This is a genomic window from Dorea sp. MB18-49 (genome assembly GCF_023669465.1).
GTDB classification, from domain to species: domain Bacteria; phylum Bacillota; class Clostridia; order Lachnospirales; family Lachnospiraceae; genus Dorea_A; species Dorea_A longicatena.
The window spans coordinates 1-11,683 of sequence record NZ_JAMOYX010000002.1 but is presented as its reverse complement, the minus strand read 5'-3'; the positions used below and the strand labels follow the sequence as shown (position 1 = coordinate 11,683).

14 protein-coding genes and 1 pseudogene are annotated in these 11,683 nt (G+C 41.0%); 6 read left to right on the top strand and 9 right to left on the bottom strand.

From position 1 onward, the window contains the following. Positions 1 to 347: 347 nt before the first annotated feature. Both NCY30_RS01845 and NCY30_RS01840 read left to right on the top strand, forming a co-directional pair. Positions 348 to 1,115: a DUF4866 domain-containing protein gene (locus NCY30_RS01845; protein ID WP_022416028.1), complete on the top strand. Its 768-nt coding sequence runs from the start codon at positions 348 to 350 to the stop codon at positions 1,113 to 1,115. Further along, positions 1,102 to 2,448, top strand: a complete 1,347-nt coding sequence (locus tag NCY30_RS01840; RefSeq protein WP_022416027.1) for a threonine/serine ThrE exporter family protein — start codon at positions 1,102 to 1,104, stop codon at positions 2,446 to 2,448. The genes NCY30_RS01845 and NCY30_RS01840 overlap by 14 nt, the downstream gene beginning before the upstream one ends. 219 nt (positions 2,449 to 2,667) lie before the next feature. Here NCY30_RS01840 and NCY30_RS01835 read toward each other — a convergent pair whose 3' ends face one another. The 9 genes from NCY30_RS01835 to NCY30_RS01795 form a co-directional block, all read right to left on the bottom strand. Beyond that, complete coding sequence (locus NCY30_RS01835) at positions 2,668 to 3,654, bottom strand: diaminopimelate dehydrogenase (protein WP_118224192.1); 987 nt, start codon at positions 3,652 to 3,654, stop codon at positions 2,668 to 2,670. A 235-nt stretch (positions 3,655 to 3,889) separates the two neighbouring features. Beyond that, positions 3,890 to 5,614, bottom strand: coding sequence for an ABC transporter ATP-binding protein (locus tag NCY30_RS01830; RefSeq protein ID WP_250818428.1), 1,725 nt, complete (start codon positions 5,612 to 5,614; stop codon positions 3,890 to 3,892). A 103-nt stretch (positions 5,615 to 5,717) separates the two neighbouring features. Beyond that, positions 5,718 to 6,341, bottom strand: a complete 624-nt coding sequence (locus tag NCY30_RS01825) for a DUF4317 family protein (RefSeq protein WP_006426445.1) — start codon at positions 6,339 to 6,341, stop codon at positions 5,718 to 5,720. Continuing rightward, entirely contained in the window at positions 6,338 to 6,598 is a 261-nt protein-coding gene (locus NCY30_RS01820; RefSeq protein WP_243272182.1) for a phospholipase D-like domain-containing protein, read from the bottom strand. The genes NCY30_RS01825 and NCY30_RS01820 overlap by 4 nt, the downstream gene beginning before the upstream one ends. Positions 6,599 to 6,734: 136 nt before the next feature. Further along, entirely contained in the window at positions 6,735 to 7,169 is a 435-nt protein-coding gene (locus NCY30_RS01815; protein WP_250818427.1) for a 2'-5' RNA ligase family protein, read from the bottom strand. A gap of 129 nt (positions 7,170 to 7,298) precedes the next feature. Beyond that, positions 7,299 to 7,775: a flavodoxin gene (locus tag NCY30_RS01810; RefSeq protein WP_044919464.1), complete on the bottom strand. Its 477-nt coding sequence runs from the start codon at positions 7,773 to 7,775 to the stop codon at positions 7,299 to 7,301. Positions 7,776 to 7,800: 25 nt separating this feature from the next. Next, positions 7,801 to 8,421, bottom strand: a complete 621-nt coding sequence (locus NCY30_RS01805) for a TetR family transcriptional regulator (protein ID WP_006426449.1) — start codon at positions 8,419 to 8,421, stop codon at positions 7,801 to 7,803. Positions 8,422 to 8,488: 67 nt separating this feature from the next. Then, positions 8,489 to 8,869 carry a hypothetical protein gene (locus NCY30_RS01800; protein WP_250818426.1) on the bottom strand — a complete coding sequence of 127 codons (381 nt, stop codon included), beginning with the start codon at positions 8,867 to 8,869 and terminating at the stop codon, positions 8,489 to 8,491. Then, entirely contained in the window at positions 8,796 to 9,110 is a 315-nt protein-coding gene (locus tag NCY30_RS01795) for an MATE family efflux transporter (RefSeq protein ID WP_173784948.1), read from the bottom strand. The genes NCY30_RS01800 and NCY30_RS01795 overlap by 74 nt, the downstream gene beginning before the upstream one ends. 368 nt (positions 9,111 to 9,478) lie before the next feature. Between NCY30_RS01795 and NCY30_RS15160 the strand changes: the two genes are divergently transcribed. The 4 genes and pseudogenes from NCY30_RS15160 (at position 9,479) to NCY30_RS01780 (ending at position 11,119) form a co-directional block, all read left to right on the top strand. After that, on the top strand, positions 9,479 to 9,619 hold the full coding sequence (locus tag NCY30_RS15160; RefSeq protein WP_331476439.1) for an RNA polymerase sigma factor: 141 nt from the start codon (positions 9,479 to 9,481) through the stop codon (positions 9,617 to 9,619). A gap of 12 nt (positions 9,620 to 9,631) precedes the next feature. Beyond that, positions 9,632 to 9,961 (top strand): annotated as a pseudogene (locus NCY30_RS01790) (sigma-70 family RNA polymerase sigma factor); the annotation flags it as partial. Beyond that, positions 9,951 to 10,544, top strand: a complete 594-nt coding sequence (locus NCY30_RS01785) for a hypothetical protein (RefSeq protein WP_006426455.1) — start codon at positions 9,951 to 9,953, stop codon at positions 10,542 to 10,544. The pseudogene NCY30_RS01790 and the gene NCY30_RS01785, both read left to right, overlap by 11 nt. 146 nt (positions 10,545 to 10,690) lie before the next feature. Beyond that, positions 10,691 to 11,119 (top strand): SseB family protein, encoded by a 429-nt coding sequence (locus NCY30_RS01780; RefSeq protein ID WP_006426458.1) that lies wholly within the window; start codon positions 10,691 to 10,693, stop codon positions 11,117 to 11,119. Positions 11,120 to 11,683 lie beyond the last annotated feature (564 nt).

The window sequence follows — 11,683 nt, the reverse complement described above, 5'->3', positions numbered from 1 at the left end:
TTGATGATGTTCTCGATCGATGGATTTATTATAATTTGTTTTGATAAACTTGTATAATACAAAAAAATGTGTATTTGTCATAGTTTTAAACTATATCAAATATCCCTTTCAAATCATCAACCGACTATCTACAGAAGCTGCCACCGGCAATTTTTCTTACATATTTTGACATCTATATAGCCTGCCACCGCCACCCTTTCTTGTATACTTTGGCATAAAAATCTCAGATTTCACTTCTTTATTATATCACAATCATATATCCGCTATATTAATTATAGCTTTCACTTATCTTTATCACAGTTGTATAATTTATTCGGATGAAAAAATATGAAAGGAAGCGCTTTATTATGGAGGAAAAAACACTTTTTCCCAGAGAAGAAAAATCAGAAATCTTATTTAAGAAAATATCCGAAGATAAATGGGCATGTGAAAAACTGATGGAAACATTCTGCAGTTATTTATTCAGTAACGATGGGGTAGACCTTCCCGATTCTCCGTCATCTACAGAATTCGCACAGGCTCTTTTTAATTCTTATCGCAATCGGGATTTATCTGCGTTTCTGATGGCTATCTGTCAGAATACAGTCTTTGATCTTTTAAGAAATGCATTCCTGATTCCCTATCGGTTCAATGCGGACGGAAAACAGAATCCGATGATCATGACAGATGAAAACGGAATGTTACTTCCTGAATATAAGAGATCGATTCATGAACGGGAATACCGTCATTTCCATGAGGTATATACAGATCTCGGAGCTCCAAAGAATATTTTTCTGGCACAGGCATACCGCTACAGCCATTCTTATACATCCGACGATATGGAACCGGAACAAAACATTCTGGAAAAGAATAACGGTGTACTGTTGATCCGTGAATTACCGGATACCGTAAAATTAAAAGAAACCGAAGCAGAAGCTTATTCTGCTATTCTGGATATTGTCATAAAACTTCAGAAAGAGCTTCCTATGTCCTATGTATTCTATGGACAGGATTCTCTTGTTGAAGATAATACCCGTTATGATGAGATCGGAGTTTTCCTTCCGAATTCACATTTCTTAAAAAATCTGGAACGCCACGTTTCCAAAGCAGAGGCGATCATTTATGCAGACAACTAATTCTGACTTTATTGATATTATGGAAAAAAATCATATGGAGATTCCATGGCATGACTACGCCAATGATGACAGTAATGTGTTGATTGCAGAAGCCGGACTGATCGAGAAAGCTTCTGTCATCGGCCGTGTTGGGTTAATCATGCTCTCCTGTGGAACCGGTGCATGGCGTGTACGGACTTCCATGAACCGGCTTTCCAAAGAGCTTGGTGTAACCTGTACGGTAGACGTGGGATTGATGTCCATTGTATTTAACTGTTTCGATGGAAACGATTGTGTTTCCCAGTCGTTGAGTATTGCCAATACGGGAGTGAATACCTCCAAGCTTTACCGCATGGAACAGTTTGTAGATCATTTTCCGGAAGAAGAAGCACATATGACCGGTGAAGATATCCATAAACGACTGGATGAAATTGAAGAAATCCATGCTCTTTATTCACCTGCAAAGCTGGGGCTTGCCGCAGCTCTTGCCTGCTGCGGTTTTACTTTTTTACTCGGAGGCGGACCAGTTGAGATGGCTCTTGCTTTTATTGCCGCCGGGATTGGTAATCTGATCCGTACGAAACTGATCAAACACCATTACACACTGTTTTTGAATATAGCCGTCTCTGTTTCAGCAGCATGTTTTACCTATGCAGTCTTTCTGAAACTTGCGGAACTTGTCTTTCACATTCCGGAATTTCATGAAGCTGGTTATATCTGCTCAATGCTGTTCATCATCCCGGGATTTCCATTTATTACAAGCGGGATCGACCTTGCAAAGCTGGATCTGCGTTCGGGACTGGAGCGGCTTACTTATGCAATCATTATCGTTATGGTTGCCACTTTATTTGCATGGATCATGGCTTTACTTCTGCATCTGGAACCGGCCGATTTTACGGCACTGCATCTAAGTGCTGCTGCCCGTCTGATTTTCCGTGTGATTGCAAGCTTTTGCGGAGTATTCGGTTTCTCGATCATGTTCAACAGTTCTCATTCGATGGCGGCAACGGCTGCATTTATTGGTGCCATTGCCAATACACTCCGGCTTGAACTTGTTGATTTCACACATATGCCTCCGGCCGCCGCCGCATTTATCGGGGCTCTGACTGCCGGATTGCTTGCTTCTTTTATTAAAAAGAGTAATGGATATCCAAGAATCTCGCTTACCGTGCCTTCTATCGTGATCATGGTTCCGGGACTTTACCTGTACCGTGCGATTTATAATTTCGGGATTATGTCCCTGACGGATGCGGTTTCATGGTTTACTTCTGCGATTATGATTATTATGATGTTGCCGCTTGGACTGATATTTGCGAGAATTCTGACCGATCGTACGTTTCGGTATTGTACGTAAAATCTCTCATTTTAGATAGCTTCTTTCCACTCTGTCCGGCAAACCATAAACCAGTCAGCAGGAAATCTTAAATAAATCCGTAGTTTCTACAAAATCAGGCACCGGAAACGAGTTTTCATTTCGCCTCCGATGCCTGATTTTTTTACTTCTGCTCCTTATATTCCATCACAACATTAATAGTCTACGATAGAACTTGTACACATTTTTATTAATTATCTCTTACAGCATATGTGCTCTTAACTCTTCCGGTGTCATCTGAGACAACATAGCCGGTGCGATATCGAATACGCTTCTTGCTCCTGATTCACCTTTCTTAGAAAGTCTGTGTGCAGCACGTGCATAAGCTACCAGAACACTTCCTGTGAATTCCGGGTTGGAATCCAGTTTCAAAGAATATTCGATCACATGCTTGTTGCCTTCGCATCCTGTCTCACCGGTACGGATCACGAATCCACCGTGAGGCATCTTGCTGTGGTTTTCTTTTAATTCTTCTTCTGTGATAAATGTTACCGTTGTATCATATTCATCAAAGTAGTTCGGCATTGTCTTGATTGCCTCTTCAATGGCTGCTTTATCTGCTCCTTCTTCTGCTACTACATAACACTCTCTTAAATGTTTCTGTCTTGTTGTCAACTCCGGTTCGCTTCCGCTTCTTACCTGGTCAACCGCTGCTTCGATCGGTACCGTATACTGGATTCCGTTCTTCACACCTTCGATACGGCGGATTGCATCAGAGTGTCCCTGGCTGACCCCTTTTCCCCAGAATGTATAAGTGCTTCCCTGTACCAGGATAGACTCTGCATACAGACGATTCAGAGAGAACATTCCCGGATCCCAGCCTACTGAGATAATACTTACATTCTTTCCTTCTTTTGCTGCTTTATCTACATTTGCAAAATACTCAGGGATCTTAGCATGTGTATCAAAGCTGTCAATGGTATTGAATGATGCTGCTACCTTCGGTCCGATTACCGGAAGGTCTGTTGCTGATCCGCCGCAGAGGATCATTACATCGATCTCATCTTTCATAGCTTCCATATCATCAAAGTGCTTTACTTCTGCCCCTTCTGTCTGGATCTTTACACTTGCAGGATCTCTTCTTGTAAATACTGCTTTTAATTCCATATCATCATTACGCTTGATAGACTGCTCTACTCCGCGTCCGATGTTACCGTATCCAACGATACCAATTCTGATTTTTCCCATAATTCTACCTCTGTTTCTTATGATTTGCCGCCTTATTCGGTGGCCGTTTTTATTCACTGATATCAATCATTTCTACTGTTCCTTTACAGTTTTGCACTGTCTTTTCTGCCGCTGATATCTTTGTAAATTATATCATAGATCCTTTTCACGGCAATCTTTTTCTTTTGCAAATTTCTTTATTGATAATTTTTATGTTTCTACTCACAGAGCAGCTTCCGTTTTTCTTATCTTCTGCCTATCCCATCTCATTATAATGCGCATAGATTCCGCCCTGTTTTAACAGTTCTTCATGTGTTCCACGCTCTGCGATTCCATTATCTGCCACTACAAGGATCTCATCCGCATTGCGGATTGTTGATAATCGATGCGCGATCGTAATCGTTGTCCGGTTCTTTGCAAGCTCTTCCAGACTCTTCTGAATCCAGCGTTCGCTCTCATTATCCAGTGCACTTGTCGCCTCATCCAGAATCAGGATTGACGGATTCTTAAGAAATACTCTTGCAATCGAGATTCTCTGTTTCTGTCCGCCGGAAAGTCTTGTTCCACGTTCACCAACAAATGTATCATATCCGTCCGGCAGTTCCATAATAAAATCATGAATGTTCGCTTTCCTTGCTGCGTCTTCAATCTCTTCCATAGATGCTCCCGGCTTCCCATATGCGATATTCTCTTTAATACTTCCACAGAACAGATACACATCCTGCTGTACCAGTCCGATCTGATTACGCAGACTTTCCAGTGTCAGATCCCGGACATCTTTTCCGTCAATCATAACACGTCCGCCTGTTACATCATAGAATCTCGGAAGCAGAGAGCAGATCGTCGTCTTACCACTTCCCGAAGGTCCGACTAAAGCCACGGATTTTCCTGCCGGAATGTCGAATGTAACATTAGAAAGCACCGGTGTATCATCATCGCTATAATGAAACGATACATTTTCATAAGAAACGTGTCCGTTTACTTCATCTATTGATTCTGCGTCCGGTGCATTCACGATCTCCGGCTCGGTCTCTACCACATCCAGAAATCTGCGGAATCCGGACAGTCCTTTCTGCATCATCTCAGTAAGCTCGACCAGAATCTGTATCGGGCTGATAAAGATCCCAATATAGAGTGCGTACATCGCAAGATCCGCTGCCTCCATCTTCCCATGTGCGATCAGCCATCCTCCGAATACCAGCGTTACCAGATACATCATCCCCTGAAAGAACAGGTTGCCGCTCATAAAGCTTCCCATACATTTATAATTGGCATCCTTGGAACGCAGAAATCCCTGGTTGCTTTTTCGGAACTTCTCCCGTTCAATCTCTTCATTTGCAAAGGACTGTACAACACGGATCCCGGCCAGTGTATCCTGAAGACTCGAATTAACATCCCCGATCTTACGCCGGTTGTCCATGAATGTCGCCTGCATCTTCTTATTCTGCCCGTACGAGAAGAACAACATGAACACTACCAGAACCAGAAGCGGTATTGCCAGTCTCCAGTTGATCAGAAACAGGAATATGAACGAACCGATAATTTTGATCAGCGAAATAAATAAGTTCTCCGGTCCGTGATGTGCAAACTCTGAGATATCAAAAAGGTCCGATACCAGCTTGCTCATCATCTGCCCGGAATTATTCTGGTCATAATATGAAAATGACAATTTCTCATAATGGTCAAAAAGCTGCTGCCGCATGTCCCGTTCCATATTGGCGCCCATCATATGTCCCTGATAGCTGACATAATATTTACACAGCGCCTGTAAAATATAAATTACAAGAAGCCCCGCTCCGATTGGGAGAAGGGCCTGTAATATACGGTCTGCCGGTTCTGCGAACAAGGTCTTTGTAAGTGTCCGCAATATCTGCGGAAATGCAAGATCTACCAGACTTATAACCGCCGCACAGATCAGATCCAGAAAGAATACCGCCTTATACGGGGCATAATACCAGATGAATTTTTTCATTGTATGCATTGTATATTCCCTGCCTTTTCCTATAAACTCAATCCACTATATTATAGGATATCCGGAAGGAATTGGGAACCATTAAACTCATTTATAAGAAATTTTCTCTATCTCACCACACGCCAAGCATTTTCAGAAGCTCTGTATGCGGATGTGCCTGATCCTTCTGATATACGTCCACATAATTGAGTGCTGCTGCGCCATCCATAAATGCCGGGAAAAGAAAGCCGCACTCCGGTTCTCCGGGCTCATAGTCTCCACTCACCGGACAGATAGCGCAGATCAGATATTCGAACATCTCCTCGGATTCCCCCTGGCGGACATGATCTTTGCCCTTTGCCGGAATGTCATACCTGTCATGAAATACATAGACCGCATAATCTCCCATTGCCTGATATTGTTCCCCGACAATCTCATAAAAGGTCTCCATTAATGCATCATTTTTCAGTCCACACACACGCATTCCCATTAAAAGCTTCCACATACTGTCACCTTTCATCTTCTCACTGGAAAATGCATATTCTTTCAGATTCTGATTCGTATCTGCAAATGGGATTACTTTTGCTATCTGTAAATTTTTTTCTTTCTCATCTGGGCTCAATTTTAAAAATCCCGTGTTAAATGTCCCGTCTATATACCCATCCATGTCCAGATATCCTCCGGCGATTCTGGTCATAGATGTTCTCTTAACTGTCATTCTTCTGGTCAGTGCCAGCATGTCTTCTCTGTTAATCATTTTGTTTCTTTTCCTTTTACTTTCCGATTCATGACTGGATTATAGATTCCAACTTCTACATTCTGATGTGCTGCCAGTGCCTGAAATACCGGACTCTTTTCCAAAAAGAGCTTCTGATAGATCCCGTCGATCAATATCTGTACCTGCACACCCCTTTCTGCCGCCGTATACAATGCCGCAATGATCTTCGTACCACTGTCATCCGAACGCAGATCAAATGTGGATAACACAATACTTTTTTTCGCATTTCCGATCATACGGATTTCTTTTTATCAGCGGCAGAATGATATTCACCGCCAGAATCACAATCAGTATGAATCCTGTTATTTTTGCTAATATACCTATGTACTTTTTCATAACATTCCGGCTTTCCATGTTTTTCTTTTTTATCGATCAGTCATTTAATTCTACTCTTATCAGATCCTGATGCGGATTCGTCTTCGCAAGTCCTATCTCTGCCACCGTCACTTCCATCGGTATAAACAGTTCCTGCATCACCGAAAATGCTTCCTGCATCTGTTCTTTTGAAAGCTTCTTTCCCAGTGTGATATGCGGAAGCCACTGCATAGGCTGATAATACCGGCTCATTCGGACCTCCGGAATGTGCTTTACCATATCATGTACCTGTTCGATCATATCTTCCAGATACAGATTCAGAACCGGTGCCGCATACAATACATACGGCAATAACACTCCGACCGAGACCAGCTGGATCTGCCCTTTGGTCAGGGACCTCTCCAACTGTTCCATCACCTCTGTCAATTTTTTTTCCTCTCTTACCTCTACAGACATAATTGTCAGATGTGGTGGAACATGATTATCTGTCATAAACGTATTTCCCGTCTTTTGCGCAATTTTATTTATATAATTGGAAATTATTTTATTACTTTTGTCATCAAAATACACCGATATCAGATACATTTTATCTCCTGCATCACCGAAAAGGCTTCCTGCTTCTTACATCCAGCTCTTCAGCCAGCTTTCAATCTCCGCTTTACCTGCTCTGTTTAACAGTTTCTCTGATACGAATTCTGCCGATTTATCCACAGAACCTTCCAGTCTGGATACTGTTTTCCCAAATCCGCTTCCACCTGATGTGGCAAAAAGTGCGATCTTCTTTCCAGCGAAGTCATAGCTTTCCAGGAATGTGTTAATAATTGTCGGTGCAACATACCACCAGATTGGAAACCCGATAATTACGTTATCATACTGCTCCATATTCTCTACCGTTCCTGTAGTAGCAGGTCTGGAAGACGGATCGTTCATCTCAACCGTACTTCTTGCTTTTTTATCCATCCAGTTCAGATCTGCATTTGTATATGGTACTTCTGGTTTGATCTCGAACAGATCTGCTCCTGCTGCCTCTGCCACCTTCTTTGCTACACCTTCTGTTGTTCCGCTTGCACTAAAATATGCTACTAATGTTTTCATGATTTCTATCTCCTTTCAAATATTTTCATTACTTCAACATCTTTTTCACTGCCGTATACGTCAGTTCATATACCGAATTATAAGTATAATCAACTCCTGCTTCTTTCATCGCTTTCTTCTGTTTCTCCGTCACCACGGTATACGGATAAATTCCAAACATAAACGGAAAAAATGCATAGACAAATTCCTGTCTCTTTTCAATATCCATATCCGGTCTGAATTTTGCAAGAATTCCCATTACAGCTCTCAGTGAATTTCCATAAGATACTTTGAATTCTATCAACATCTCAATACGGCTGTTTTCCTCCAGATCATAATGATTCATGGAAAGTATCTTCAGAAGTTGATGACGCTGATCCAAAGATTTTGCAATCGCCGATGCAATCTGCTCATCGTCCATGCTTTCATGTTCTTCAACAATCTTATGTAGATCCAGAATCCACGCATCGTATTCTCTTTTTAACAATGCAAGAAAGATTTCCTCTTTCGTCTCAAAATAATTATATATCGATGTTCTGGAAAAAGAGGTGACATTTCCGATTTCCTTTATCGTAATATCTTTAAAATTCATCGTCTGATACAGCATTTCGCATGCATTGATGATCTCTTCTTTTCTCGCATTCGTTCTTTCTTCTGATCTCGCCGGCATGAAACTTCCATCCTTTCGCTTTCTGACATACTGTCATGATAGCACAATCTGCCAGGGATGAAAACCTCTAATTCATCTTTGCACAGTCTCCCACTTTTTCTCCCGTCACAAAATATTCATATGTCGGAAATTCAAAAAGTACCGGTTTGAATGTATGATAATCAATCTTACCTGATTCTGATTTGTCTTCTTTATTTCCGCTTATCACTCCCATACGGTCAGTTTCTTTTAGCCATGCTTCGTCTACGATATTTACTGATAATTTCTTACTCTCGATAATTTCCTGATTAATGTAGTGTGCATGTACCAGCGACACCATCAGATGACTATACGCCATAGTTCCTGCATGTGCCACCAGTGTCCATGTCGGTTTATCATTTACTATTGCTCCTACTACAATTACCGGTGCCGGATATAATGCCAGCTGTGCTCCAATATTTTTCTTCATAATCAATTCTCTCTTCTTTCCTTCCTATATACTGGCTGATCACTACCGCACCACCGGAAGCAAGTGCTGTAAACGAATTGATGAATATAGTATTAAATGAGTTTACAAGTGATACTCCGGATACCTCAGCCTCCCCTACAAAACCAATCACAAATACATCTGCGATTCCGACCAGTGCCATCAATAACTGTTCTAAAAACAGCGGTACAATCAGATTCTTCAAATCTTTATTCGAAAACATAATGAAAACCACTCACCCTCATTTTATAATAGATATTAATTTTTTCAGCTTATTATTGAAGCTATTTTTTCTTAATATAGTTTACGTCGTATATTTTAAAATGTAAAATGCCTATGCTCGATAGTAAGATATAGTTAGAATATATATCTTACCTCCAATACCTAAAGTTTTCTTTTGAAAAACAACTTTGGAAAATAACTTTCATTAATTTGTAACCTTTCTATGTTTTCATTTGTATTATAAGTGAAAGGCCTTAAGAAACGAACGTCTGATGCCCCACTCAGTCGCCAGAACATTTGTAAGGAGATGCTTATGGCAGGTCTTACGGCAACAGGTTCTGTAGATACAACACAAAAAAAGGAGTACTCATGAAACCAGCAACACAAGTTTTAATCGAACGATATCAAAAGCATCTGTATGCGATTGCATTTAACATATGCAGAAACCAACAAGATGCAGAAGATGTCGTTCAGGATACATTTATTCAGTATCACACATATAAAAAATAGTTTGATACAGAAGAACATATCCGTGCCTGGCTGATCCGGGTTGCAATCAATAAAGCAAAGAATATCACCCGCTCATTCTGGCACAGAAATAAATGCAACTTAGAAGAATATATGGAAACATTAACCTTCGAAACACCGGAATCAGAAACTCTGTTTGACACAGTGATGAAACTTCCCGAAAAATACCGGATTGTCCTGCATCTCTTTTACTATGAGGATTATACAACACAAGAGATCAGTGATATCCTGCATCTTTCTGTCAACAATGTAAAGACCCGGCTTTCCCGCGGACGTGCTCTTCTCAAAGAAACCTTAAAGGAGGAATGGAACGATGACGAATAAAGAAAAATACAAGCAGACTTTTGATACACTTTCCGCCTCCGTCAATTTTTCCCTGGAGGTAGACAAAATGAGTATCTTAAATAGGAAGCACAAATTAAAAACATTAGCAGCCGCAGTTGCCGCATGCCTGATCGTAACAGTCGGAACCGGAACAGCCTACGCATCCGATCTTGGCGGAATTCAACGTAAAGTCCAGCTCTGGATCCACGGAGATCAGACAACTGCTACTTTAACAATCAATTCTGACGGTTCTTATACCGGAACTTATGCAGATAAAGACGGAAAAAATAAAGAATTTGGCGGAGGCGGCATTGCATTTAACCAGGATGGCTCCGAACGCAGCCTTACACAAGAAGAAATTATGGAAGAACTAAATGCTCCGGATATAGAATATGAAAAAGATGGTTCCGTCATCCTGTATTACAAAAATCAGTCCATCGATATCACACACAAATTCAACAAAGATAATATCTGCTATGTGAAACTGGTTGATGGTGATGACTCTTTATATGTCACAGTGAAATATAACAATGGATATGCTTCATCTCCAAATAAATATATTTCTCCATGGGAGTTCAATTAGCTTGCTCTTCCAACTGAAATACTTTATATTAATATACGGATGGCTCTCTTGCTGTCCGTATATTTTTATACAAAAATATGCAAGCGAGGCTGTCATTGACAGGTTCTCTGTATCCATTATCTATCTAGAAAGGATTTTGCACAATTATGAATGACCATACACATACCGATAAAACTTTACAAGGCAATAACAAGATTGAATCTGCCATTGCAGCTCTTCAACAGGAACCATCTCAGGAAATGCTTGCTCATACTCTAACTGTCATCCGCCGGCGTATGAATGAACACGGCGAACTGATTATCGCAATTGATCCTTCTTCCGCTGCTTCCGGCCTCCAGGTACAGGCAATCCAGACCGATGATGGCCGCAAATGGTGGGCGGCATTTACCAGCTTCGATGAAGAACTCAAAGGTTCCGGAAGCGTAATGTCTACATTTCTTACTGATATGAAACAGTTATTTAATTCTGCCATTACAGCTGATAACATTCAGGGTATCATCATCAATCCTTGGAACCGGACGATTATGTTGGATAAAGCACTGTTGAGAATTATTTTAGGGGAGATTTCTATTTAATTAATTATCGCGGCCTCTCAGTCCATGAGAAAAACTTGGTGCTCTATTTGCTACTAAGATTCCGTGATGTAAGAAAATCTAAGGATGTCCAAATCTCCTAAAAGCAAAGGCATTCCACTCATAACTCGCTTCGCTCAAACAATTCGTTCCATGCCTTTAACGGAGATTTGAACACCCTAAGTTTTTCTAAACATCACTCCATATACGCGACAAACAGAGCACCAAGTCTTTCTCATGTCGTGCTTGGCCAATGATAATGAATTCAATAGAGTGTTGTAACCTTTGTGTGCAGCCGGAAAGTTGAGGTGGAAGCCTTGATTTTCCGAATTTTTTGTACACTTTCGGTATCACGCCGGTTACGCTTCCACTATTGAATCATTACAGTATGCGATAACGTAAGGAAGAAAAGGAAAAGAGTCCCGCTGCGTGCATATGAAATCATGGTTAGTATTTCTTAAGCATCAAAATTGGCCGTTAGCAGTCAAAAAATCATTGTCTGAGCTTGCGAGTTATGTTTTTTTGACTGCTGCTTTTAGGACAATTTTTATGCTTTAGAAATACTCC